At 63.1% G+C, this 25,645-nt stretch carries 19 protein-coding genes and 1 pseudogene; 9 read left to right on the top strand and 11 right to left on the bottom strand.

Annotated features, from left to right (window positions below):
* Nucleotides 1–19: 19 nt before the first annotated feature.
* The 5 genes and pseudogenes from AC1RUR_RS07975 to AC1RUR_RS07955 all read right to left on the bottom strand — a co-directional run bounded on the left by AC1RUR_RS07975 (nt 20) and on the right by AC1RUR_RS07955 (nt 4,355).
* A complete protein-coding gene (locus tag AC1RUR_RS07975; RefSeq protein WP_492842555.1) occupies nt 20–961 on the bottom strand; it encodes an ABC transporter permease in 942 nt (313 codons plus the stop codon).
* 271 nt (nt 962–1,232) lie between these two features.
* Nucleotides 1,233–2,045, bottom strand: a complete 813-nt coding sequence (locus AC1RUR_RS07970; protein ID WP_492842554.1) for a phosphate/phosphite/phosphonate ABC transporter substrate-binding protein — start codon at nt 2,043–2,045, stop codon at nt 1,233–1,235.
* Nucleotides 2,046–2,060: 15 nt separating this feature from the next.
* A pseudogene (locus AC1RUR_RS07965) lies at nt 2,061–2,348 on the bottom strand (ornithine cyclodeaminase family protein); the annotation flags it as partial.
* 199 nt (nt 2,349–2,547) lie between these two features.
* The gene (locus tag AC1RUR_RS07960) at nt 2,548–3,942 is read right to left on the bottom strand and encodes an NAD(P)/FAD-dependent oxidoreductase (RefSeq protein WP_492842553.1); all 1,395 of its coding nucleotides are present in this window, start codon (nt 3,940–3,942) and stop codon (nt 2,548–2,550) included.
* On the bottom strand, nt 3,942–4,355 hold the full coding sequence (locus AC1RUR_RS07955) for a nuclear transport factor 2 family protein (RefSeq protein WP_492842552.1): 414 nt from the start codon (nt 4,353–4,355) through the stop codon (nt 3,942–3,944). The genes AC1RUR_RS07960 and AC1RUR_RS07955 overlap by 1 nt, the downstream gene beginning before the upstream one ends.
* A gap of 214 nt (nt 4,356–4,569) precedes the next feature.
* On the opposite strand from AC1RUR_RS07955, the gene AC1RUR_RS07950 reads away from it, so the two are divergent.
* Together AC1RUR_RS07950 and AC1RUR_RS07945 are read left to right on the top strand one after the other, a co-directional pair.
* Nucleotides 4,570–6,069 (top strand): aldehyde dehydrogenase family protein, encoded by a 1,500-nt coding sequence (locus tag AC1RUR_RS07950; RefSeq protein ID WP_492842551.1) that lies wholly within the window; start codon nt 4,570–4,572, stop codon nt 6,067–6,069.
* Nucleotides 6,066–6,866 (top strand): sulfite exporter TauE/SafE family protein, encoded by an 801-nt coding sequence (locus AC1RUR_RS07945; RefSeq protein WP_492842550.1) that lies wholly within the window; start codon nt 6,066–6,068, stop codon nt 6,864–6,866. The genes AC1RUR_RS07950 and AC1RUR_RS07945 overlap by 4 nt, the downstream gene beginning before the upstream one ends.
* Nucleotides 6,867–6,875: 9 nt before the next feature.
* On the opposite strand, the gene AC1RUR_RS07940 is transcribed toward AC1RUR_RS07945, so the two are convergent.
* Nucleotides 6,876–8,330: an aminotransferase-like domain-containing protein gene (locus AC1RUR_RS07940; protein ID WP_492843138.1), complete on the bottom strand. Its 1,455-nt coding sequence runs from the start codon at nt 8,328–8,330 to the stop codon at nt 6,876–6,878.
* Nucleotides 8,331–8,661: 331 nt separating this feature from the next.
* Here AC1RUR_RS07940 and AC1RUR_RS07935 point away from each other — a divergent pair, with 331 nt between their 5' ends.
* From AC1RUR_RS07935 to AC1RUR_RS07905, 7 genes are read left to right on the top strand one after another with little or no spacing between them, the layout of a single operon-like run.
* Complete coding sequence (locus tag AC1RUR_RS07935) at nt 8,662–10,305, top strand: amidohydrolase (RefSeq protein ID WP_492842549.1); 1,644 nt, start codon at nt 8,662–8,664, stop codon at nt 10,303–10,305.
* Entirely contained in the window at nt 10,302–11,288 is a 987-nt protein-coding gene (locus tag AC1RUR_RS07930; RefSeq protein WP_492842548.1) for a CobW family GTP-binding protein, read from the top strand. Before AC1RUR_RS07935 ends, AC1RUR_RS07930 begins: the two co-directional genes overlap by 4 nt.
* Nucleotides 11,289–11,291: 3 nt before the next feature.
* Nucleotides 11,292–12,896 (top strand): ABC transporter substrate-binding protein, encoded by a 1,605-nt coding sequence (locus tag AC1RUR_RS07925; RefSeq protein ID WP_492842547.1) that lies wholly within the window; start codon nt 11,292–11,294, stop codon nt 12,894–12,896.
* Between the two features lie 24 nt (nt 12,897–12,920).
* Nucleotides 12,921–13,901: an ABC transporter permease gene (locus AC1RUR_RS07920; protein ID WP_492842546.1), complete on the top strand. Its 981-nt coding sequence runs from the start codon at nt 12,921–12,923 to the stop codon at nt 13,899–13,901.
* Nucleotides 13,898–14,854: an ABC transporter permease gene (locus AC1RUR_RS07915; RefSeq protein ID WP_492842545.1), complete on the top strand. Its 957-nt coding sequence runs from the start codon at nt 13,898–13,900 to the stop codon at nt 14,852–14,854. The genes AC1RUR_RS07920 and AC1RUR_RS07915 overlap by 4 nt, the downstream gene beginning before the upstream one ends.
* A 2-nt stretch (nt 14,855–14,856) precedes the next feature.
* Complete coding sequence (locus tag AC1RUR_RS07910) at nt 14,857–15,855, top strand: ABC transporter ATP-binding protein (RefSeq protein ID WP_492842544.1); 999 nt, start codon at nt 14,857–14,859, stop codon at nt 15,853–15,855.
* Nucleotides 15,852–16,895: an ABC transporter ATP-binding protein gene (locus AC1RUR_RS07905; protein WP_492842543.1), complete on the top strand. Its 1,044-nt coding sequence runs from the start codon at nt 15,852–15,854 to the stop codon at nt 16,893–16,895. The genes AC1RUR_RS07910 and AC1RUR_RS07905 overlap by 4 nt, the downstream gene beginning before the upstream one ends.
* A gap of 214 nt (nt 16,896–17,109) precedes the next feature.
* Here AC1RUR_RS07905 and AC1RUR_RS07900 read toward each other — a convergent pair whose 3' ends face one another.
* The 5 genes from AC1RUR_RS07900 to AC1RUR_RS07880 form a co-directional block, all read right to left on the bottom strand.
* Nucleotides 17,110–18,048 carry a LysR family transcriptional regulator gene (locus AC1RUR_RS07900; protein ID WP_492842542.1) on the bottom strand — a complete coding sequence of 313 codons (939 nt, stop codon included), beginning with the start codon at nt 18,046–18,048 and terminating at the stop codon, nt 17,110–17,112.
* A 261-nt stretch (nt 18,049–18,309) separates the two neighbouring features.
* On the bottom strand, nt 18,310–19,908 hold the full coding sequence (locus AC1RUR_RS07895) for an ABC transporter substrate-binding protein (protein ID WP_492843136.1): 1,599 nt from the start codon (nt 19,906–19,908) through the stop codon (nt 18,310–18,312).
* 74 nt (nt 19,909–19,982) lie between these two features.
* A complete protein-coding gene (locus AC1RUR_RS07890) occupies nt 19,983–21,641 on the bottom strand; it encodes a hydantoinase B/oxoprolinase family protein (RefSeq protein ID WP_492842541.1) in 1,659 nt (552 codons plus the stop codon).
* A gap of 22 nt (nt 21,642–21,663) precedes the next feature.
* Nucleotides 21,664–23,355, bottom strand: coding sequence for a hydantoinase B/oxoprolinase family protein (locus AC1RUR_RS07885; RefSeq protein WP_492842540.1), 1,692 nt, complete (start codon nt 23,353–23,355; stop codon nt 21,664–21,666).
* Nucleotides 23,352–25,439 carry a hydantoinase/oxoprolinase family protein gene (locus AC1RUR_RS07880; RefSeq protein ID WP_492842539.1) on the bottom strand — a complete coding sequence of 696 codons (2,088 nt, stop codon included), beginning with the start codon at nt 25,437–25,439 and terminating at the stop codon, nt 23,352–23,354. The genes AC1RUR_RS07885 and AC1RUR_RS07880 overlap by 4 nt, the downstream gene beginning before the upstream one ends.
* Between the last annotated feature and the right edge of the window lie 206 nt (nt 25,440–25,645).

Here is a 25,645-nt window from a genome sequence, read left to right as displayed (position 1 = left end):
GAGGTCGGCGCTTGATGATTCAATATCGGATCCTCGGATCCACGACTGTGTAAGCAAGATCGGTCATGAGGTTGATTGCGACATAGGTGGCGCTGAACAGCAGGACGACGCCCTGGATCACCGGATAGTCGCGATGAAGGATTGCATCGAGCGTGAGACGTCCGAGCCCGGGGATCGCAAACACGCTTTCCGTGATGACGGACCCGCCCATGAGCGTTGCAATTCCGATGCTGATGACCGTAACGATCGGCACCGACGCGTTTCTAAGCGCGTGCTTGTAGAGGATGACCCGCGGGCCTGCGCCCTTGGCGATCGCGGTTCTCACATAGTCCTGAGTGAGCACGTCAAGCATCGCCGCCCGCGTTGTCCGCGCAAGGATGGCAGCGTAGGACACGCCCAGCGTCAGCGACGGCAAGATCAGATGCGAAATGTAGGGGACGAAGCCATCGGCAAGAGGGACATAACCTTGTACCGGTAACCAATGGAGCGACGTCGAGAAGGAGAACGCGAGCAAATATCCAACGACGAATACCGGCAGGGAGAACGCAAGCACGGTGAACGAGGTGATGATCCTGTCAATCGCATGGCCGCGCCGCCAGGCCGCCAACACTCCGACAGGAATGGCAATTGCTACGGAAACAGCGAGGCTGAACATGACCAACGAAAATGTCGGCCCGATTCGTTGACCGATCATCTGTATGACCGGCTGATTGGCGAAGATCGACGTACCGAGATCGCCGTTCATCAGCTGCCATATCCAAAGGCAGAACCGGATATAGAATGGCTGATCGAGCCCCATCGAGACACGAATGCGCTCGACCTCGTCGGGAGTCGCCTGATCGCCGGCGATCATCGCGGCGGGATCTCCAGGCGTGACGTAGAGGAGGCCAAATACGATGAAAGCCACAATCAGCATGACTGGCGGCAGCATGAGCAGGCGGCGAAATACGTAGTAGACCATGTCGTCTCCCGAACCGCGCGTTTGCCATGCACGAACCTTGCGAACGGCTCGGTTGGCCACCGACATTGCGCTGCTCGACTACCTCGGCCAGACTAGTCCGACAGGTCTGGGACGGCCAATAGCCATTGATGTCTCAGGCGATAGATTCCGCGGTCAAGAGCTTGGAAAGCGAACTGGTTAGTCAGTTTGCTCAAAACGCCATCAACAAATGCAATGAATTTGCTCGCCTATCGTCGACGGTGTGGATTGAGGCGGTTCCCGATACTCGCGGTCAGCCTGGTTCGGGGTATCCTGCCAGACGCGCTTCCGCGTCCCACTGCAGACTGACCTCATAATCGCGGATATCCACTTTCGTAAATCCGCGAAGACCCAAGCGATCCCTCAGAGACTCACACTCAGTTGCGTCGCTGACCTCTTCAAGAGCGCCCTGCAATCTCGCGACCATTTTGTCTGGGCAATCTGGGGCTGCGACCAGCGGCGGAATCGGAGCTGCGTCCGTCGTCGCAATGACCCTGATCTGCCCACGTAGAACCTCGTCGTAGCGCAACATCAGGTCCAGCGCGTAGCTGTCGAGCGGTCCGACATCGATACTTCCGCTCAACAGCGCATCGATGACGCGCCGCGGTGTCGTGAGCGGACCGACGCTTTCACGAAACAGCTTGGCGCCACGGTGCCGATAGTACGGCAGCAAGTGATGACGCAGCGCGTTGTAGCCCGAATGTGAATCGTGAACGGTGTAACCCAGCCGGCCGCCGAAAGTGTCCTCCAGGCATTGAAAGTCGGAGTCCGAGCGAACCACGAGCCGCGTGGCATAGACGGGCCGATCTGCCAGAGGAGCATCGACCGGAATCGGGGCCGCAACGAGCTTCGGACGCCGCTCAGATAACATGAGGGGAAATCCGCACATGAAGGTGCAGGCGAGATCGTCTCGCGACCAAAGATCAGACAATTTGAGCGGGAAGGCGTGGTCGATAATATCGAGCTCCACACCGCTTGCACCCGCAAGCCAGCTGAACAGCTCCTTCCAGGCTGCTGCAGCCTGGGGATTGACCGAATACATTCTCGCGTTAGCGACGAGGTGCATCTACGGAAATTCCCCTCAGGCAAACCGCAAGCGTTGTCCGACCCCAATGCGCTCGGCTTTCTCGAGCATCGTATGCCCGAGCGCGATGTCGGATAGCGATAACCCACGATGCCAAAGCAGATTGGTCTCATCCTCGCTCTCGCGGCCTGGCTTGAGGCCGGCCACGATCTGTCCCAGCTCCGCGTGCAAGGTCGCCTCGGAGAGCTTACCTGCCTCGACGTGAGCGCGCAGGCTGCCAAACTTGCCGCCCTTGCACTGTCCCCAATCGTCGACAACCAATTTCGACATGACATCGGTCCGTGATCTTGAGTTCCTCAATATCGAGACGATTGAGGTAGGCGATATAGATCGGTGGCACGACATGTCTCCAGCCACGGAATATGTCTAGACATTATCCGCTGCCTTGGGAGTGTCAACGTCATGCGCGGCGCGAGAGCGCCGCATTCATTCTCATCAATGCTCCAACATTAGGCATTTTCACGCGGCGAGTATTCCCGCCGTTTCAAGCTGCCTCATCTCGCAGATGATACCAGCGATACAGCATCCGCTGGCCGATGCGGCGGAATGGAGAGAAGGTGTGGGTCGGCAGCGGCGAGTTGAAGATCGGCAGATCCTGGCCCTCGAAGCTCTGCCCTGCGATCATCTGTGCCATGCGTCGTCCCGCCTGCGCCGAATAGGATACGCCGTTGCCGCCGTAACCGAGCGCGTAGACGAGCTTGCTGCTTCTGTCAGGCTGAACGATCCGGGGCATCATGTCGTGGCTGACGTCGACCCAGCCCCACCACGAATAATCGATCTCGATGCCCCGCAGCGCCGGAAACTTGCGGTGCAGCCCGTCGATCAACAATTGCAGATGCTTGGGATGGTCGGCGTCGGCGCCGGTGATCGAAGAACGGCTGCCAATTTGCACACGATTGTCGGGCAAGAGCCGATAGTAGAACCGCAGCGTCCTGGTGTCGGTCAGTACGAGCTTCGTCTTGAACCCCGTCGCCTCGAGCTCGGCCGCGGTCAACGGCCGCGTTACGATCGAATTCGACAGGATCGGCATGCAGCGACCGCGCAGCAGCGGCGTCATGGCGGGTGCGGTGTAGGCGCCGGTGGCGATGCCGACCGCGCGCGCCTTCACCGTTCCGCCCGGCGTGCGCAGATGAAACGCGCTGCCGCGTTGCTCGATTTCAAGCACCGGACTACCCGGATGGATCTTGGCGCCGGCCGCACGCGCCACCTGCTGATAGCCGAAGGCGAGCTTGGCGGGATGCACGCCGGTGCCGCGCGGCTCCAGCACTGCGCCGACCGCTTCGGCCTCGTTGAGATAATCTCGGCGCAGCTCGTCCGCGCCAATCACGCGGGTCGGCTCGCCAAACACGTCGGTCAGGACCTTTGCTTCGGCGGCGATCTTGTCAAGATTGCGCTTGCGATGTGCGATGTAGAGATGCCCGCCGCGTTGCGGCTCGCAATCGACCGGGCTCTGTCGGACCATATCCTCGAACGTGTCGAAGCCATCGCAGATCTCGGCGTGCATCCGCTTCGCAACATCGATGCCCCAGCGCTCGATCCATTGTGAGCGGGTTAAACGGCCGGAGGCGTTCTGGCCCTGGCCACCATTGCGCGTGCTGCAGCCCCAGGCAACACGATTGGCCTCGAGCACCAGCGGCTTGACGCCGTGCTCGCGGGCCAGGAAGGTCGCGCAGGCAAGACCCGTGAATCCGGAACCTACGATCGCGACATCAGTGTCGACATCGCGCGTGATGGCGCCGTCGTCTTCCGGCGGCGCGCCAGCGGTCGCCAGCCAGTAAGTCGGTGCGTAGTCTCGGTTGCGGCCGGGACCTTCGCTGACGAGCGGATCGTAATGTGGATCGTAGGCCGTAAGCGGCGGGGTCCTGACCGGTTTGTTCATCACGCGACCGCCTTGTCCGTCTTGGCGGGCTGCTGAGGCCGATCTTTGCGGAACGCGCTCTTGCTGCAGATCTTGGCGCCGCGGAAGCCGAACAGGTCGCAACCCTCGGCCTCGATCCTGCTGCCCTCCTTTGTCGTTGCGCGGAAAATCCATTCCGAAATGCCGCGATCACCGAACACTGCGTGGCGCGTGCACTCCCAGGTGACTTCCACAAACATCGCGAAGGTACTTTCGAACGCGGCGCGGACGTCGGCGGCGCCTTCGATGCGGCGGCCGCAGATCTCCGGCCCGGCGGCTGCATCGAAAACGACGTCGTCGGTCATTCCAGCCATCACACCGGCGCCGTCGTGGCGATTGAACGCATCGAACACGTGTCGCAGGGTCTTCAACCGCTCGTTTTCCAAATCGGACATTGGAATCCCTTATTGACGGACGATCACGGCGATCGCCGCGACGGACCGCGGTCCTTCCCGCGGCTTCGCGGGCAATCTGTCACGACGCGCGGCCGCGCCCTTAGAACCAGATGGGGCACGTTCTGCGGACCAGAACGCGTACGTCCGGAACTGGCCCAATCGCTTGCCGCGGGCTGGACCTTCGCGAAGGCGGCGAAATGGCCAAGGTGGCGCGATGATCAATATCGCCACACGCATCAATCCCGCCGTTACGGCCGTGATCTCGCAGCTTCAAGGCCGCCATCTCATCGCCAATCAGCTAGTTCCGGCGGCCGCCGGTGCCACGCTCGACGTGATTGATCCGGCCACGGGGCAGGTCATCGGTGTGGCTCCCGCCGCTCAATCGGCGGACGTCGCGCGCGCGGCGGACGCTGCGGCGACAGCGTATCCAAGCTGGGCTGCGACGCCGGCGCGGCAGCGCGGCAGACTGATCGCCGACGCCGTCCACCGGCTGGCTGACCGCGTTGAGATCATTGCGACCGTGCTGGCGCTGGAGACCGGCAAAGCCATCCGCACCGAATGCCGCGGCGAGGTCGCCACCGCAATCGACATCGTAACCATGTATGCAGGCCTCGCCTCCGAGCTCAAAGGCGAGACGCTGCCGTTCGATCCGCAGATCCTCACTTACACCAGTCGCGAGCCGCTCGGCGTGGTGGCTGCGATCCTGCCCTGGAACGTGCCTCTCGTGCTGATGATGCTCAAGATCGCGCCGGCCTTGATCGCGGGCAATACGGTCGTGGTGAAGGCCTCCGAGGAGGCGCCCTTTGCCACGATCGAGATGGCGCGACAGCTGGCGGAGCTGTTGCCCGCCGGCGTCATCAATGTGATCTGCGGAACCGGGCGCGACTGCGGCGCGGCGCTGATCGAGCATCCCGCGGTGGCCAAGGTGACCTTCACCGGCTCGCAGGCGGTCGGCGAATTGATCTATCAGACCGCGGCACGCAAGATCATTCCAGTCAGCCTTGAGCTCGGCGGCAAAAGCCCGATGATCATCTATGCCGATGCCGACCTGCCCCGCGTCGTTGCCGGCGCGATCGCCGGCATGCGCTTCACCCGGCAAGGCCAGAGCTGCACCGCGGCGAGCCGAATCTATGTGCATGCTTCGTTGTTCGATGCTTTTGTCGCCGCGTTGCGCGAGGCTGCGGCGAAGCTTGTGATCGGTGATCCGCTCGACGAGGCGACCGATATCGGCACGGTGATCTCACAACGCCAGAAAGCCAGGATCGAGTCTTATCTTGCGATCGGCGAGCGCACGGCCGGCGCGAAAGTCATGCGCTGTGGCGAACTGCCTAGCACGGGCCACCTCGCCGACGGACTTTATTTGCAGCCGACCATCGTCACCGGGCTCGACGAAGACAGCCCGCTGATGCGCGAGGAAATCTTTGGGCCGGTCGTCTGTATCCAGCCATGGGACGACGAGGACGACGTCATCGCCCGCGCCAATAACAGCGATTTCGGCCTAGCGGCGACCGTGTGGACGCACGATTTACGCACAGCCTTGCGCGCCGTGGCGCGGATCGACGCCGGCTATGTCCAGGTCAACCAGAACCTGACGATCCAGCCCAATCTCAGCTACGGCGGCTTCAAGAAATCGGGTCTTGGCAAGGAGGCCTCGCTCGAAGCCATGCTCGAGCATTTCACCAGGAAAAAGACCATAGTCATCGATATGAGATGACAATTGCGATGGAGACGCTGATCGCCGCGACGCAGACGAGTTTTCTGGCCAGCCTGCCGCCGCTCCCGACAATCGCCGCCACCATGACCGCAGTGCTGATCGCAGCGGTGCTGCGGGGTTTCACCGGCTTCGGCTTCGCGCTCGCGGCGGTCCCGCTGATGGGACTGTTGTCTGCGCCCTCCAAGACGGTGCCGGTCGCGGTGCTCCTGCAGGTTCTTGGCGGCCTCAACGATCTCAGGCGAAACCATGGCGACTGTCATTGGAGGTCCCTGCGCTGGCTCATCGTCGGCGCGGTGATCGGCTCTCCCTTCGGCGCATTGGCGCTTAGCGTCGCGCCGGCGCCGGTGGCGCGCATCGTCATCGCCGTGATCACCGCGGGCGCAGTCTATGTCCTGGGCCGCGGCTTCGCGCTGGAAGAGGCCCCGTCGCGGCTGGTGACGACCGGGGTCGGCGCCGTCGCCGGCGTTTTCAATGGACTTGCGGCAATGCCGGGCCCGCCGGCCGTGATCTATTACATGTCCGGTCCATTCCGCGCGGTCGCTGCGCGCGCCTCACTCCTCGTCTTCTTCCTTGCCACCTCGATCGCCGCTTTTGCCAGTATCGCAATGGTTGGGCTCGCAACCGCAAATGTGGTGTGGCTGTCGATCCTGGCGCTACCTGTCATGTTTGTCGGCACCTGGATCGGTGAGCTCGGTTTTCGCCACGGCAGCGAGAGCCTGCACCGCCGCGTCTCGATCGCAAGCCTCGGCGGCGTGGCGCTGCTCAGCGCACTCAAGGGCGTCAGCGAATTGATGTGAGAGCTCTACTCAGGTCCGCTTTCCGAGGTAATCGGCAATGACCCGACCGAGCTTCTCGATCCCGACCTCGATGCGATCGGTACGGATTGACGAGAAGCCGAGCCGGAAACAATGCCGGCTGACAGTCTCATCCATCGAGAACACTGCCCCAGGCTCGATCACGACGCCCTGGGCGAGCGCGACCTGCGCCAGCGGGGTCGTGTCGGTCCCTTCAGGACAGGCGACCCAGTAATTGGTCGAGCCCGGCCCGCGCGAGAATGTGCAATCGGGCAAATGGATCGGCAGCAAACGATCCAGGATTTTGGCTCGTTCGAGCAGCACCCGGCCGACTTGGGCGAGATGCGTGCGATAGTGGCCGAGACCAATGAACAACGCGGCGACGCGTTGATTGTTCAGCGGTGGGTGGCGCAGCATCAGCCGCCGCAGCGCGCGCAATTCTCGGATGACCGGCGCCGGTGCGACGACGTAACCAAGCCGAAGGCCCGGCGCCAGCGCTTTCGACAGGCTGCCGACGTAGAGCACACTGTTGTCGCGGTCGAGGCTCTTCAACGGCGGCAGCGCGTCCGATTCCGGCATCAACTCACCCTCGTAGTCGTCCTCGACCAGCACCACATCACCGGCTTTTGCGGCCTGAAGCAACTCCAACCGCCGTTGCAGCGGCATCACGGAAGCGGTCGGGCACTGATGGCTGGCGGTCACGTAGGCCAGCGCGCAGTTTGCGAAGTTTTCGTCTGGCAGAAGGCCGTAAACGTCGGAGCGCAGCGGCATCACATCCGGCGTCAGCATCCGAAAAATGTTGCGGGCATCGGGATAACCGGGCTCTTCGATGCCGACCTTGGTCTGTCCACTGATGAACAGCGTCGCGATCAGATACAGCGCGTGCTGAGCGCCGATCGTCATCATGATTTCGTCGGAACGAGCATGAATTCCACGGCGCGGCAACACCTGGAGCTGTAGCTGCTCGATCAGCGCGGGATCGTCGCCGTCGATCAGGTCGCGGGCCCAATTATTGATCTCGGGCACGCTGAGTGCGGCGCGCGCACTTTCACGCCAGTCGTTGGTCGGGAACAGGCTCGGGTCGAACTGGCCGAAGATAAAGGGATAGGGCTGCGCCTGCCAATCAGCGGGCTTGCTGATGTTGCGATGCGCCGATGGCCGCACCGCGAACCGCGTCGACCAGTTCAGGTCGTCGCGACTTGCGGCTTCCGACGGCCTCGGTCGCGCGGAGGCGACCTTCCTGGACAGGCCTGCGACGAAATAGCCACTACGCTGGCGGGATACCAGGAAGTTCTGGTCGACCAGCTGTTCGTAGGCAATCACCACCGTATTTCGCGCAACCCTCAGCACGGCCGCGAGGTCACGGCTTGACGGCATCCGCATGCCGAGCGGCAACCGGCCGTCCTCGATCGCGGCGACGATGGTCTGCCGTATCTGCAGTTGGAGAAAGGCGCCGCCGCGGTCCATACCTCGGAACAACGCGCCCCAAAACAACTCGTCACTGCCCAACGTCGAGGCAGTTCCATGGGCATTTGCCGCGTTTGCGTGCGATGCGTCAGAATGGGTATCGAGCTGCAGCAGTTTTCCCAAGATCATAACCTGCAAACTGGGGGATCCCTGGCGGGCGCCGGAATTCAAACATGTCGGGTTTGCAGCTGACACGCAAGAACCCTGCCACCGAGCCCAGCGCCGTGCGAATGGTGCTGGCCCCATTCGAGCCGACCATCTGGCGCTAGTGCGGTCTCGTCGACCGCTTCACCTTAGCATCTGCAAAATTAACCTTAGGGGACTCGACCTCGTGACCACTGGCACCGTCGTCTTCGCCGCCTGCAAGATCATCACGATGAACCCGTCGCGGCCGTTCGCGACGCACGTTGCGGTGCGGGACGGTCGTATCGTCGCCACAGGCACGGCCGATGAATTGTGCGTCGGCGGCGCGAAGCTCGACACCAGCTTCGCTGACAAGGTCTTGATGCCCGGCTTCGTCGAAGGCCACAGCCACATCATGGAAGGCCTGATGTGGCTGATGCCGTATGTCGGCGCCTTCGATCGCCGCTCGCCGGAAGGCCGCCTCGTCGAGGGTGTCGGCGATATCGATGCGATCGTCGCACGGCTGCGGGAAGCCGAGGCCAAGCTGCAGGACGATCGCGCGCCGCTCTATGCCTGGGGCTACGATCCGCTGCACATCGGCGGCAAGATGCTGAGCCGTCACGATCTCGACCGCGTCTCGACCAAGCGGCCGGTGATCGTGGTCCACGCCTCGTTCCACATCAACAACGTCAACACCCACACGCTCGAACGCGCCGAGCTGCTGAACGCCACTAACATCTCCGGCGTCGTTGCCGGCCCGGACGGACTTGCCAGCGGCGAATTGCAGGGCATCCCGGCGCGGATGCGGCTGTTCAGAGCACTCGGCAATAATCCGCAGGCCGGCAACATCACCGAGGCCGATGTCAACCGCTACGCCGCCTCCGCCTGCGTGCAGGGCGTGACGACGATTACAGACCTGCATAACGATTTGACTGACCAGACCGTCGAGGTCTACCGCAGCGCAACGCAGGCGCCCGATTTCGGCGTGCGCCTGGTGCCGGCCCTGGCCTCGGCGTCGCACAAGCCCGAACAAGCGATCGCCAAGCTGGAGATGCTGCGCGAGCACTGCAACGACAAGCTCCATTACGGCATCGTCAAGCTGGTGGTCGACGGCTCGATCCAGGGCTTCACTGCACGGCTGCGCTGGCCCGGCTATCACAACGGCGCCAACAACGGGCTTTGGTACATTGCGCCCGAAGAATTGCCGCGGCTGGTCGACGCCTATCACCGTGCCGGCATCCAGCTCCACATCCACACCAATGGCGACGAGGCCACCGAGCTGGCGCTTGACGCGGTCGAGACTGCGCAGACGGCGATGCCCCGGCCGGACCATCGCCACACGCTGCAGCATTGCCAGATGGCCGACCCAGCCCAGTTCCGGCGGATGAAGACGCTCGGCATGTGCGTCAATCTGTTTTCCAACCACATCTACTATTGGGGCGACTCGCACTACGAGCTGACCATGGGGCCTGAGCGCGCCGCACGGCTCGACGCCACCGGTACGGCGCAGCGGATCGGCGTGCCGTTCGCGATCCACTCGGATGCACCCGTGACGCCGCTGGCACCGCTGTTCACCGCCTGGTGCGCAGTGAACCGGACCACCTCCGGCGGCCGCGTACTCGGCCACGACACGGAAGCACTCACCGTCGAGCGAGCCCTCGCTGCGGTGACGATCGGCGCCGCCTATACGCTGAAGCTCGACCATCTGGTCGGCAGCATCGAGACCGGCAAATACGCCGATTTCGTCGTGCTGGAAGACGATCCGCTGTCGATCGACCCGAAGGCATTGAAGGACGTCGCGATCTGGGGCACGGTGCTCGGCGGTGTCGCCAGAAAGGCCCCGCGCGCATGAAGCCGTCGTCCGCGACCATTCCTGTCACGGTGATTGGCGGCTTCCTTGGCGCGGGCAAGACCACGTTCGTCAACCATCTGCTCGCAACCGGCACCGCGCGAACCGCGGTCCTGGTCAACGACTTCGGCGAGGTCAATGTCGACGTTTCACTGATCGCGAGCCATGACGGCGACACGATGACGCTGACGAATGGCTGCATCTGCTGCAGCATCGGCACCAGCTTCATCGATACGATGTGCCGGGTTCTCGATGCGCCGGTGCCGTATGAGCGGATCGTGATCGAGGCGAGCGGCGTCGGCGATCCCTGGAAGATTGCCGAGATCGCGCTGATCGAGCCGACGTTGCGGCTCGACCGCGTGATAGTCCTCGCGGACGCAAGCCGGATCGCCCAGCTCGTCAACGATGCCCGTGTCGGCGACACCGTGCGCGGACAGTTCGATCGCTGTGACGTCGTACTACTGAACAAGAGCGATCTCGTTGATGCGGACGACCTCGCAATGGCACGCGCCGCTATCCACAGGCTGCGGCCGGGGCTGCGCATCATCGAGACCGCGCGCGGCGCAATGCCGACGCTAGCCCAACTCGAGACCGGACGGCCGGTGAGCGCGTTTCGCGTCGATTCGCCGGCGCTCGACGGGATCGATCATGGCGCACAGTTCGCGAGCTGGTGCTATCGCCGCAACGGCGCGTTCGATCGCGCTGCGCTCACCACCGCACTCGCCGACATGCCGCCACAGCTCCTGCGCCTGAAAGGCTCATGCCGGCTCGCTGGCGAGGACGGCATCGCCGTTTTCCAGATGGTCGAACAGGCCTGGTCGGTGACACCAGGCGCGGCCGACGAGATCGATCGCACCGCCGACATCGTTCTGGTCGGCGTCGGCACGGCTGACCTGCCGCCGGCTGCGACACTCGAAGCCATTCTCGACCGCGCGCTCGCCGCCGAACCCGTTTCCTCTTGCTCACCTCATCCAGCGGAGTCCTGATCCATGATGTTGTCCAAGCGATCCTTCCTCACCAGCGCCCTCGGCGGAATGGTCATGGTCGGACTGCCGTTCGAGACGCGCGCACAGTCCGCTGGCGCAAGCGGAGGCACACTGGTGGTCGGCAGCAGCCAGGTGCCGCGGCACTTCAACGGTGCGGTGCAGTCAGGCATCGCCACTGCGATGCCGAGCTCGCAGATCTTCGCGTCGCCGCTGCGGTTCGACGAAAACTGGAAACCCCAGCCATACCTAGCGAAATCCTGGGAGGTCGCGGCGGACGGATTATCGGTCACGCTCAAGCTGGTCGATGACGCCGTATTCCATGACGGCAAGCCGGTGACGTCGGACGACGTTGCGTTCTCGGTCATGACGATCAAGGAGAACCACCCCTTCAAGACCATGCTGGCCGCGGTGGACAAGGTGGAGACGCCCGATCCGAAGACTGCGGTGATCAAGCTCGCCCATCCGCATCCAGCGCTGCTGCTGGCGATGTCGCCGGCGCTGATGCCGATCCTGCCGAAGCACGTGTATGGCGACGGACAGGATATCAAGACCCATCCGGCCAACCTGAAGCCGATCGGCTCGGGCCCCTACAAATTCGTCGAATACAAGCAGGGTGACTATTACACGCTCGAGAAGTTCGACAAATTCTTCATCCCGGGCCGGCCGAAGCTCGACAAGATCGTGGTGCGGCTGATCTCGGACCCGAACGCACTGCTGGTCTCGACCGAACGCGGCGAGATTCATGCCGCTCCCTTCATCACCGGCGTACGCGACATCGAGCGCCTGGAAAAGGTGCAGGACCTCGTCGTCACAGACAAGGGATTCGCCGGCATCGGTGCGCTGAACTGGCTCGCCTTCAACACCAAGAAGAAGCCGCTCGACGACGTACGCGTGCGCCAGGCGATCGCCTGCGCCGCGAACCGCGACTTCATCGTCAAGAAGCTGATGGGCGGCAAGGCGACGCCTGCGACGGGCCCCATCGCCCCGGGATCGCCGCTCGACGAGACCAATGTCGAGCAATACAAATTCGACCTGGAAAAATCCAAGAAGCTGCTCGATGAGGCCGGGCTGAAGCCTGGTGCCGACGGCACGCGCGCCAATCTCACGATCGACTACATCCCCGGCGGCGACGAGCAGCAGCGCAATGTCGCGGAATATCTGCGTTCCGCGCTGAAGCGCGTCGGCCTCAATCTCGAGGTCCGCGCCGCGCCGGACTTCCCGACCTGGGCGCAGCGGGTATCGAACTATGATTTCGACTTGACCATGGACAATGTCTACAACTGGGGCGACCCTGTGATCGGCGTCGACCGCACCTACCTGTCTTCGAACATTCGCAAGGGCATCATCTGGTCGAACACCCAGCAATATTCCAACCCCAAGGTCGACGACATCCTCGGCAAGGCCGCGGTCGAGACCTCGCCGGAGAAGCGCAAGGCGCTGTACTCCGAATTCCAGAAGATCGTCGTCGAGGACGTGCCGATCTACTTCATCAACGCGACGCCCTACTATAATGCGTTCGCCAAAGGCCTTGGCGGCCTGCCGACCACGATCTGGGGCGTCGCCTCGCCGCTCGACGAGCTGTACTGGGCGACGCCGCCGAAGACTTGATACGGAACACAAGACACCACGCCGATGACCCTGCTCACTCATTTATTCGGAAGGCTCGCCAACGCCGTCATGCTGCTGCTGGCGGTGCTGGTGCTGAATTTCTGCCTGATCCACGCTGCCCCGGGCGACCCGGTGCAGGTGATCGCCGGCGAGATGGGCGGTGCATCGGCGGAGGTGGTCGCAGCGCTGCGCGCCAAATACGGGCTCGATCACAGCGTGCTGGAACAACTCTTCACCTATCTGCACAACGTGCTGCTGGGAGATTTCGGCTACTCTTACTACTTCAACCAGCCTGTGCTCGGGCTGATCGCACAACGGCTGCTGGCGACGCTCTATCTGGCGTTCGCCTCGGTCATCGCAGCGGTGGTGATCGGAACACTGCTCGGCGTGGTCAGTGCACGGCGACCGAATGGCGTGCTCAGCCACGCCGTGACCGTGCTGTCGCTCGCCGGCTACGCGGCGCCGATCTTCTGGACCGGCCTGTTGCTGCTGCTGCTGTTCGGACGGGTCTGGCCGGTTCTCCCGGTCAGCGGCATGTCCGACGTGGTCCACCCGAAGGCGGGCTTGGCTTACGCGCTCGACGTCCTGACCCACCTGATCCTGCCGGCGACGACCCTGGCGCTGGTGTTCGTCGCGCAATATTCGCGGCTGGCGCGCGTCAACATGATTGACGTGCTGTCGGCCGACTACGTCCGCACCGCGCGCGCCAAGGGGTTGCCCGAGCGCGTCGTTATCTTCAAGCACGCGCTGCGCAATGCGCTGATCCCGATCGTCACCGTGGTCGGCCTGCAGTTCGGCAATCTGTTCGCCGGCGCCGTGCTGGTCGAAACGGTCTACAGCTGGCCGGGCATGGGCCGGCTGGTGTTCGATTCGATCCTGCGCCGCGACTATCCGACCCTGATGGCGGTGCTGTTCTTCTCCGCGGTGATCGTGATCGCCGCCAACATCGTCACCGACCTCGTTTACCGCCTGATCGATCCCCGCATTCGCGGAGGCGCACGATGAGCGCGATGGAGCAAACCCTGATCGTGGCCCGGACCGAACCATCCCACGTCGAAAGCGCCACAGACACAGTCGCCCCGCGGACGCCTTCAACACCGGCACAGCCCGTCGCAACAGCGGCGTCGCCGGCGCGCGCGGCCCTGCGTCAATTCCTGCGCAGCCCCTCAGGCGTGGTGGGTGCAATCCTGCTTCTGCTGTTGATCCTCGCCACGATCTTCGGACCGATGCTCTACCCGACCGATCCGCTCGAGATCGTCGGCTTGCCGTTTTCGCTGCCGGACGCCGACGCGCTGTTCGGGACCGATTATCTCGGCCGCGACGTGCTGGCCGGGCTGATCTATGGCGGGCGCGCAACGATGACGGTCGGCGCGGTCGCTGCGCTCATCACCATCGTCATCGGAGTCAGCATCGGTGCGCTCAGCGGCTTTTTCGGCGGCTGGATTGATACGCTGCTGACGAAGATTTCCGAATTCTTCCAGGTGCTGCCGCCGCTGCTGTTCGCGATGGTGCTGGTGACGCTGTTCGGGCCGAAGCTGACGACCATCACCATCGCAATCGGCGGGGTGAGCTGGCCCGCGGCGGCGCGGCTGACGCGCGCGGAGTTCATGCGGCTGCGCGATCTCGACTTCATCAAGGCCTCGCGGGCCGCCGGCGCCGGCAACTTGCACCTGATCATGCGTGTCGTGCTGCCGAACGCGCTGCCGCCGATCATTGTGTCGGCGACCCTGGCGATCGGCGTCGCCGTTCTGTTCGAGGGCGGCTTGAGCTTCCTCGGCCTCGGCGACCCCAACACCATGAGCTGGGGCCTGATGATCGGCCAGAACCGCAACTACGTGCTCGACGCCTGGTGGGCGGTGACATTCCCGGGCGCGGCGATCTTCTTAGCGGTGCTGGCGGTAAGCCTTGTCGGTGACGGCATCAACGACGCGGTCAATCCGCGGTTGCGACGGAGGTGATGATGGCGCCGGTGCTTTCGGTAGAAGATCTCAGCGTCAGCATGACGGACCGCCACGGCGAGCTCGTCCCGGTGCTGGAGAAGCTCTCCTTCACCGTGGACAAGGGTCGCACCATTGCGCTGGTCGGAGAATCCGGCTGCGGCAAGAGCATGACCGCGCTCGCAATCATGCGGTTGCTGCCCGAGGGTTTTGTCGTGACGTCGGGCCGCATCCTGCTCAAAGGCGAGGACGTGCTGACCGCGCCCAACCGGCGCATGCGTGCGCTGCGCGGCGATGCGGTTTCGATGGTGTTCCAGGAGCCGATGACCGCGCTCAATCCACTCTACACGGTCGGCGACCAGATTGCCGAAGCGCTGTATCATCACCGTAACCTCAGCCGCAGGGAGGCCGCCGAGCAGGCGGTCGAATTCCTGAAGGCCGTGCAGATACCGGCCGCCGAGCAGCGCGCCAAAGCCTATCCGCACCAGATGTCCGGCGGCATGCGCCAGCGCGTGATGATCGCGATGGCAATCGCATGCAAGCCGAAGCTCCTGATCGCCGACGAGCCGACCACAGCGCTCGATGTCACCGTGCAAGCGCAGATCTTCGATCTCCTGGCGAAGCTGCGGGACGAGACCGAGACTGCGATCGTGCTGATCACCCACGATCTCGGCGCCGTCGCCGAGCTCGCCGACGACATCGCGGTGCTCTACGCTGGCCGCTGCATCGAGACCGGTCCGTCGCAACAGATCGCGGACCGCCCCCGTCATCCCTATACCCGCGGCCTGCTCGCCTGCGTGCCGCATCTCACCGTGGGCCATCCGAAGCCCTCTGCCTGGGTCGATCTCGGCGAGATCCCCGGCATGGTGCCCGCACTTGGCAACCGTGGCCCCGACTGTGCCTTCCTGGCGCGCTGCGCCAATGCATCGGAGGTGTGCCGGTCGCAGCCGCAGCCGCCGCTCGGAGACGTTGATTCAGGACATGCGGTGTCGTGCTGGCGTGCCGGGGAGATCGCGGCATGAGCGTGCAGGAGGCCATGCAGCCGGCCGACGGCAGTCCGTACCTGCTCGACGTCAACGACCTCTTCGTGCACTTCGGCACCGGCCGGCAGCGGCCGTGGGCGAAGCGGTCGGTGGTTCACGCCGTCGACGGCGTCAGCTTTCGGGTGAAGCGCGGCACGAGCTTTGGCATCGTCGGCGAAAGCGGCTCGGGCAAGTCGACCACGGCGCAAGCGATCATGCGGCTGGTACCGGCGACCTCCGGTCAGGTCGTGTTTCGTGGCGAGAACATCATGCCGCTGACCGGCGAGCCGTTGCGGCAGACACGCAGGCATCTGCAAATCGTGTTCCAGGATCCGTTCTCTGCGCTCGATCCGCGTCGCCGCGCCGGTGACCAGATTCGCGAGCCGCTCGATCTCCTCAACATCGGCACACGCAGCGAACGCAATGACCGCGTACGCCGACTGCTCGCCGAGGTCGGCCTGCCGCCGGAAGCCGCGGATCTCTTTCCGCATCAATTCTCCGGAGGCCAGCGTCAGCGGCTCTGCATCGCGCGCGCGCTCGCACCGGAGCCCGAGCTCATCGTATGCGATGAGGCGGTGTCAGCGCTCGATGTCGCCATCCAGGCCCAGATCCTCAACCTGCTAAAGAAGCTGCAGCGCGAACGCGGGCTGACCTACATCTTCATCTCGCACGATCTCGGCGTGATCCAGCAATTCTGCGACGACGTCGCGGTGATGTATCTCGGCAAGATCGCCGAGCAGGCGCCGGCCTCGACGCTATTCACCGCGCCGCGCCACCCCTACACGTGGTCGCTGGTGTCGGCGGCCGTGCCCCCAGGCCCGTTGCGCAACGCCTTGAAGGCGAAATATCTGGTCAAGGGCGAACCGCCCTCGCCTGTCAACCCGCCGCCGGGCTGCCGCTTCGCCGGCCGGTGTCCATTCGCGGTCGACCGCTGCCGGACAGAACAGCCTCATCTCGACACGGCCGGGCCAGAGCACTTCGTCGCCTGTCACCGCAAGGATGAACTCGGCATCCCGGATTTCACACCGCAGGCGGCGTAAGCTATCCGCGCAAAAAGCGCCTCCGCTGCGCCACCCTCGAAGATTTCTCGCCGCAGTGACGAGTGATTATTCGCGGCCAGCACTCTTCGGGATTTGCGCCTCTTTGAAACATCACGTGCTACTTGCCTACCCATGCGAGCGAGCTTCGTTCGATGGGGCTGTCAGCTGCTCTCGCGGATTTCGGAACAATCTATCGGACCCAATCTCGACTCGGTCACCAAGGTACATGCTTCAATTTTTGTACTAGGAAATCAGAGAACACCCTAACCTTTGGCGCCAGATGCTTGCTGCTGCTGTAAGCCACGTAGACCCCGGCTTCCGGCACGCTAGTCCATTCCGGCAGCAAATGAACGAGATCGCCCTTCTGGATACTCTCATGGCAAAGATAGCTCGCTACCAAACCAATTCCGCGATGACGTAGCGTGGTCTCGTAGATTGCTTCCGAATTGTCCGATCGAAACTCCCCAGACACCTTCACTTCGTCGATCCGCTCCTCACGCTTGAAACGCCATACGTTTCCCGATGCGGAGTAGTGGCTGAAGCTGAGACAATGATGCGAGGCGAGTTCCGAGGGCTCCTGCGGCGTACCGTGCCGCTCGAGATAGCAGGGCGAGGCGACGACGAACCGGCGATTGTCGGAAATCTTGCGCGCGATCAGCGTGGAGTCGGGCAGGCTGCCGATCCGCACCACGGCATCGTAGGATTCCTCGATCAGATCGACGAAGCGATCGGTGTAGTTGGCTTCAACCCGAACCTTCGGATAGGCGTCGAGGAATTCGCTGATGATCTCGGACAATTTGAGCCGGCCAAAGGCGACCGGGAAACTGACGCGCAACAGGCCGCTCGGCTCAGAATTCAGCGATGCAATCATCGCATCTGCGTCGGCGAGATGGTTGAAGATCTGCACGCATTGCGCGTGATAGAGCCGCCCTGCTTCTGTCAAAGCGACCCGCCGCGTCGTCCGCTCGAACAACCGCAATCCCAATGCGTCCTCGAGGCGCGACACTTTCCGGCTGACAGTCGAAGGCGATGTGCCGATCACGTTCGCGGCGGCAATGAAGCTCAGATGCTCGGCCACTGACACAAACGAAGCAATCAGATTCAATCGGTCGACATCGATCGATGATCTGGCACTCGAATCCACATTCCGCATCGCCACCTCTTGCTCTGGAACCCTCCTCTCCCTTTCTTCGTTCCTGGAGAAGGTAAGCAAGTCGTGTGCCATGCACGCACCGTGGTGGGATGCCAGGCGTCGAGCGATAACAGCGCCAATCGGTCAGCACTCCCATCACATTTTTCGACGCCCGTCGCAGCCGTCACATCGTCATGTCGCCCGCAAATGTCGCAATTGCTTCCGCATCACGCGCGATGAGGAGGCATGCATTATGGGCAGCTCACCTCTTCCCAATCGACATCACGTTGCGATGTACACGCGCGCCATGGTTCCTTCGAACCCCTCTGCATCGGTGGTATGATCCTTGATCTTGGCTTGACCGATGGTCAGCCAGGAGGGCTGCGCGATCGGAAAATTCGGCACCTCGCGCATCACTATGTCCTGGATCTTCTTCCACTTCGCGATGCGGTCCGCCTTGTCGAGCGACACCGCGGAGGCCTCGAGCAATTCGTCGACCTCGGGATTGCTGTAGCGCGTTCCGTTGGAGAACGGCACACCCTTGATATAGTTTTTCGACCAGTACAGCCGTTGCACGCCAACCTGCGGGTCGAACAGATTGCTGATTGAGGCGAGATGGAGCGCGAAGCTACGGTCGGTGTAGACGCGCTTGACGAGCGTGCCCATGTCCTGGCCGCGGAGTTCGACACCAATCCCTGCGCGTCCGACCGACGCCCGGAGGAATTCGGCGAGCACACGCTGCTCTTCGCTGGTGTAGTCCAGCGTCAAGGTAAACCGCATGGCGCTGCCCTGCCGCTTGTATCCGGCTTCGTCGAGCAGCTTGTTCGCGGCAGCGACATCGAACGGATAGGGCGTCGGCTGCTCGCTGTGAAATTCCTTGTGGTACGGCACGACCGGCGCGGCCGACGGAATGGCGTTGCCGAAGAACACGATCTTGCAGATCGCCTCGCGGTTGATGCAGTGAGCAATGGCCTGCCGCACCTTGAGGTCCTTGAGGTAGTCGTTATCCAGATTGGCTTCGAGGATGATGATGTTGGGCGGGTCGTATTCGTAGCCCTTTTCGTCGAAGCTGATCTTCGGGTTCGCCTTCAAGCGATCGACGTCGCGGTACGGCACCGGCGTGCGGTAGCCGAGATCGACGTCACCGACCTCGAAGGCCACGGTGCGCGCCGCGGGATCGGGAATGAAGCGCGAGACGATCCGGTCGATGTATGGCAGACCCTTGTTCCAGTAATTCGGATTGCGATCCAGGATGACGTGGCTGCCGCGGACCCATTCCTTGAACACGTAAGGACCGGTGCCGATCGGCGCGGTGTTGTTGGGATGAACCAGCGGATCGGCATCGCCGTAACGATGTTTCGGCACGATCGGTGATTCCGCGGATGACATCGCCGTCAAAAGATAAGGCGTCGGCTTTTCCAACCGGAGAATGACCGTGTATTTGTCCGGCGTCTCGATCGCCTTGACCTGACCGAAGGTCGTTCGGCCGCGCGGATGCAGCTTTTTCAGGACCGAGATCGAGAAGGCGACGTCCTCGGAGGTGAAATCCTCGCCGTCGTGCCATTTGACGCCCTGGCGCAAGGTGAAGGTGTAGGTGAGGCCGTCCGCAGCGACCTCCCACGCGGTTGCGAGCAGAGGCTGCGGTTTCATGTCGAGATCGAACAGAAGCAGGCCCTCCGAGATTCGGGGGCTGAGCACGAGGCTGGCCGTATTGACCAGCGAGAGCAGCGCGGGCGGATCGCCATACTGCACGATGGTCAGCACCCCGCCTTTTTGCGGACCACTTGCGGCGTGCGCAACCTGCGGGTCGATCATCGTTCCAAGGCTGAAGGCCGGCAGCGAGCAAAGTCCCGCAAGCACGCTACGCCGATCCGGATTCATCTGACCCAATTTTCCACTCCTTGCTTAATTTGGCTTGCTCGATTTGGCTTGCTCGATTTGCGCTGCACCGATCGTCATTCAGCGGCGGACAGCGCCAGCCCGTACAGATCTCGTGCGACCTCTGCAGAGATCAGCTCGTGGGCAAGATCGGCTTCGACCAGCTCGCGTGCGCGCGCCCTGGGATCGCCGATGCCCCCGCCGCCGGGCGACATGATGATGACGCGGTCACCAGCCGGAATCCGGTGCTGCCCCTTGCCAGCGAGCTTCGCGCCGGACCGAAGCCGGATGATGCCGGCCGCGCCGAAGTCGCCGCCATCGATGCCGCGCGCCGGATGGTCGACCCGCTCATAGGTCGTGTTGTAGAGGAACGTCTCGTCGATGGTGTTCTCGATTTCGATGAGCTGGCCGAGACCGCCGCGCGTACGTCCGGCGCCTCCGGAATCCTGCCGGTATTGCTTGCGCCAGACAATCACCGTGGACATCGATTCGAAGATCTCCACCGAGCCACCGCGCACGCCGCTCGGAAAGCCGGTTGCGGACATGCCGTCGCGGAACGGCAGCGCACCCATGCCGCCGGTCGTGGTGATCTGGACCTGGAAACGCTCGTTGACCTTGGGCGGGCTGGTGCGCGGACCCATGATCGTGATGTTCCATAGTGCGCAGGCGCCCTCCGCAGGAACCCGGTCTGGAATGGCCTGACGAAGGCAGCCGAACACCAGATCCGGCAGCATCAGGCCGACCTGACTGCGGGAGATCACCGCCGCGGGCTTGATGGCGTTGAGGATACAGCCTTCTGGCGCGAAGATGGTGCGCGGCTCCAGCGAACCGGCATTGTTGGGGATGTCGCGGGCAATGATGCAACCGAGCGCATAGGAGGTGTACGCCAGCGTGTAGCAGTACGGCACGTTGAAATTATGCCGGGTCATGCCGACCGTGCCGGTGTAGTCGACGTGAATGCTATCGTCGGAGATCGTAAGTGCGGCCTTCAGCACGATCGCCTCGCCCTGCCCGTCCAGCGCCAGCGACGCGTGCCAGGTGCCTTTCGGAAGCTTCGCGATCTGCGCCTTCACCGCGGCACGCGAGGCATCGATGATGTGGTCTGCGAGCTCATCGAGGTCGTCGAGCGCAAACTCGTTCATCATCTCGAGCAGGCGCAGGCAACCCACGTCATTGCAGTTCATCAGCGAATAGACGTCGCCGACGGTCTCGACCGGCTGGCGCGTATTGGCGCGGATCACCGCCATCAAGGCTTCGTTGAGGACGCCGCCGTCGACGATCTTGAGGATGGGCAGATACAGCCCCTCCATGAAGACGTCGGTCGAGCTGTGCCGGTCGACCAGCCCGCCGATGTCCATCAGATGGCTGTTGCAGGCCAGAAAGCCGACCAGCTCGTCGCCGCGAAAGCATGGCGTGGTCAGCGAGATGTCGTTGGTATGCCCGGTGCCCATCCAGGGATCGTTGTGGATGAAGACGTCACCGGGCTGCATAGTCTGGATCGGGTAGTGATCAATCACATGGCCAACTGCCAGCGCCATCGAGTTGATATGACCTGGCGTACCGGTCACGGCCTGGGCGAGCATGCGGCCCTTGGCGTCGAACACACCGGCGGCGAGGTCGCCAGATTCACGGACGATGGTGCTGAAGGCGGTACGCTGCAACGCCTGCGCCTGCTCCTCCACCACCGCGATCAGGCGGCTCCACATGATCTGCTTGTCGATGAGACTCGTGCTCATTGGCCCATCCCTGCGTGCATGATTATTTCGCTGCTTCGACCAGTTGCGGCTCGGGCCGCGCCTGATCGAGCCCGTAGAGCTTGCGCGCCGCATCCTGTGAGATCAGCCCCTTGGCGAGATCGGCCTCGACCAAGGCGCGCTCCCGCGCGTGCGGGTCGCCGATGCCGCCGCCGCCCGGGGATGAGATGATCACGCGTTCGCCGACCGGTACCAAATGGCGGCCCTTGCCCGGCAGCTTCTTGCCGGACGACAGGCCGACATAGCCGGCCGCGCCATCCAGACCGTCATCGAATCCGCGCGGCGCGAACTTGATGCGCTCGAACGCGCAATTGAAATAGAACGGCTCGTCGATGCCGTTCTGCATCTCGATCGCCTGCCCAAGCCCGCCGCGCGTCCGGCCGGGCCCGCCAGAGTCCTGCCTGTATTCCTTCCGCCAGACGATGACGGTTGACATCGATTCGAAGATTTCGATCGGACCACCCCGCACGCCGCTCGGAAAGCCGGTTGCGGAAAGGCCGTCGCGGAACGGCAGGGCGCCCATGCCGCCGGTTGTCACCACGCCGACCATGAATTCCTCGCCAAAGCGCGGCGGGCTGGACTTCGGGCCGCTGGCGCCGATATTCCACAGCACACCCGCACCCTCGGCCGGCACGCGGTCGGGGATGGCCTGCCGCAGGCAGCCGAACACGAGATCGGGCAGCATCAGCCCGATCAGATGGCGGGCCACAACGGCCGCCGGCTTGATGGCGTTGACTATCGAGCCTTCCGGCGCCGACACCGTCCGCGGCTCCAGCGAACCGGCGTTGTTGGGAATGTCGCGCGCGATGATGCAGCCGAGCGCATAGGACGTGTAAGCCAGCGTGTAGCAATACGGCACGTTGAAATTATGCCGGGTCATTCCCGACGAACCGGCGTAATCGACGTGGATGTTGCCGTCGGAAACCGTCAGGGTTGCCATCAGCTCGATCGGATCGGCGTGTCCGTCGACCATGATCGAGGTCCGCCATGTGCCTTTCGGCAGCTTCGCGATCTCCGCCCTGACCGCCTCGCGAGATGTGCTGATAATGTGGTCAGCGAGCTCGTCGAGCTCCTCGAGCCCGAACTCGTCCATCATTTCGAGAAGACGGGTGCAGCCGACGTCGTTGCAGTTCATCAGCGAATAGACGTCGCCAATGGTCTCCATGGGCTGGCGGGTGTTGGCTCGGATCACCGCCATGAGCGATTCATCGAGCACGCCACCGTCGACCAGCTTCAGGATCGGCAGATACAAGCCTTCCATGAAGACATCGGTCGACGCGGACATGTCGCGCAGACCGCCGATGTCCATCAGATGGCTGTTGCACGCCAGGAAGCCGACCAGTTCGTCGCCACGAAAGCATGGTGTGGTCAGCGAGATGTCGTTGGTGTGCCCGGTGCCCATCCAGGGATCGTTATGGATGAACACGTCTCCGGGCTGCATGCCGTGTGCCGGATACTGGTTGATGACATGCCCCACGGCCAGCGCCATCGAATTGATGTGACCGGGCGTTCCGGTCACGGCCTGGGCCAGCATGCGTCCCTCGGCGTCGAACACGCCGGCGGCAAGGTCGCCCGACTCGCGGACGATGGTGCTGAAGGCGGTTCGCTGCAGCGTCTGTGCCTGCTCCTCGACGACGGCGATCAGGCGGCTCCACATGATCTGCTTGTCGATGACGTTGAGACCTGGCTTGCTCACGCGTTCATGTCCTTGCGTTCCATCACGATCGATCCGAGACTGTCGATCCAGGCATCGAAGCTTTCGGTGATGAAAGTCGACGTTTCCTCCTCCGCGATGATCGCCGGGCCCGCCAGACGCGCCCCGACGGGGAGCTTGTCACGGCGATAACGCGACACGTCGATGGGCTTGCCGGCCTTGCCGTCGAAGATCCGGATGCTTTCGCCGGCCTGAGCCGAGGAGAATTGCGAAACGTCCTTGACCTGCCCGGGCAATCGCGAAATCGTCGAGACGTTGACGGACCAGGCCATGATCTCGATCGCCGCCGCCGGAATGGCGCGGCGGAACAGTTTCTCGTAGTCGGCTTCATAGCGCGCGCGCAGCGCCGCAGTGTCGGTCGGATCGAGATCGCGCAGAGGCAATTCGACTGCAATCTCGTGCCCCTGGCCGACATAGCGCATGAAGGCGACCCGTCGCTCCGCGACCGGCTCGCCTTGCGCGGCCGGCTCGACCCAGGCACGGATGTCGCGCGACATGCCGGCCAACAGTTCGGTCGCAGCCGCGGCGTCGAAGCTTTCGAGCCGCATGTATTTGGTCTTGACCATCTCGTAAGAGATCGGCGCGGCCAGGAATCCGACCGCCGAACCGACGCCCGCGTTCGGCGGCACGATGACGCGCTGCGCACCGATCTTTTCCGCCACCCGGGCGACGTGAAGTGGCGCGGCGCCACCAAACGCGATCACGGTGTGATTGCTCGCGACCACGCCGCGCTCGACGGTATGAACCCGCGCCGCGCTCGCCATGTTCTCGCAGACCATCTCGTAGACGGCATAAGCCGCCATTTCGGCGTCCAACCCCAGGGGCTCCCCGATGGTGTTCTGAAGCGCGGTCTTGGCGAGATCGGGATAGAGCTTGATCGTCCCGCCGGCGAACGTCGCCGGATCAATGAGGCCGAGCGCGACGTCAGCGTCGGTCACCGCGGGATTCGATCCACCAATATTGTAGCAGACAGGTCCGGGCACCGAAGAGGCGCTCTCGGGGCCCACCGTCACGCGCTTCAGATTGTCGAGCCTCGCAAGCGAACCGCCGCCGGCACCGATTTCGACCATCTCGATGACGGGAATGCGGACCGGCAGACCACTGCCCTTGAGGAACCGCGCTGCACGGTCGACCTCGAACACTCGCGAGGTCTCGGATCTGTACTCGTCGATGATCGACACTTTTGCCGTGGTGCCTCCCATGTCGAAAGCCAACACCTTGCGCTCGCCGAGCCGCGCCGCCACCTGGGCCGCGAACACCGCGCCGCCTGCCGGCCCGGACTCTACCAGTCGCACCGGAAATTTGCGAGCGGTGTCAACGGACGTCAATCCGCCGCCCGACGTCATCAGGCACAGCGCGCCGTGAAAGCCCATCGTGTCGAGCTTCGATTTCATGCGCGCCAGATAGCTGTCCATCAGCGGTTGCACATAGGCGTTCGTCACAGATGTCGAGACTCGTTCATATTCGCGGATCTCGGGGCAGACCTCCGACGACAACGTGACATAGAGGCCAGGGATAATCGATCGCAACAGCTCGGCGGCGGCCTTCTCGTGCGCCGGATTGGCATAGGAATGCAGGAATGCGATCGCCACGCTCTCGATCTTTTCGGCTTTCAACTGCTCCGCCACGTGCCGCACGTCTGCTTCGTTCAGAGCGAGACGGATTACGCCACGGGCATCGACGCGCTCGCGAATCGTGAATCGCAGCGGCCGCTCGACCAGCGGCTTCGGGCGTATCAGCGCGAGCTCATATTGATCGTAGCGGCTCTCAGTGCCGATCTCGAGCACGTCCCGGAACCCGTCCGTCGTCAACAGCGCCAGCTTCGCGCCGCGACGCTCGATGATCGCATTGGTCGCGAGTGTCGTGCCGTGGACAAAAATGTCGACATCGGAAATCGATTTTTTGGCACGCGTCAGGATCTCTCCAACACCGCGCAACACGCCCTCTTCAGGCGAAGCAGGCGTCGTCAGCACCTTGCCGGTCCAACGCTGCGCCCCATGCTCGAGAACCACGTCGGTGAAAGTTCCGCCAACATCGGCAGACAATTTGAGCTTCGCCTCGCTCATCGATCTCACGCCCTCCATCATTGCGGCACGACGTCGCAGCACTCACGGTGTCGTTCCTCATAAGCGAATCTCTGACACGAGCAGCGGCGCGATGAATAGTTTCATTTTTGGAATGATCTTTTGCAAAAGACCCAGCAAAGCGGCGCCGAAAGCGATGGCCAATCGGGCCAGCATTTGCACTAATCGTCGGCGCGGGAGCGACACTG

It is taken from the genome of Bradyrhizobium sp. GW821-FHT12B03 (assembly GCF_058807535.1).
Note: the sequence above shows the minus strand (reverse complement) of the source record. Positions and strands in the feature narration are given on the sequence as shown.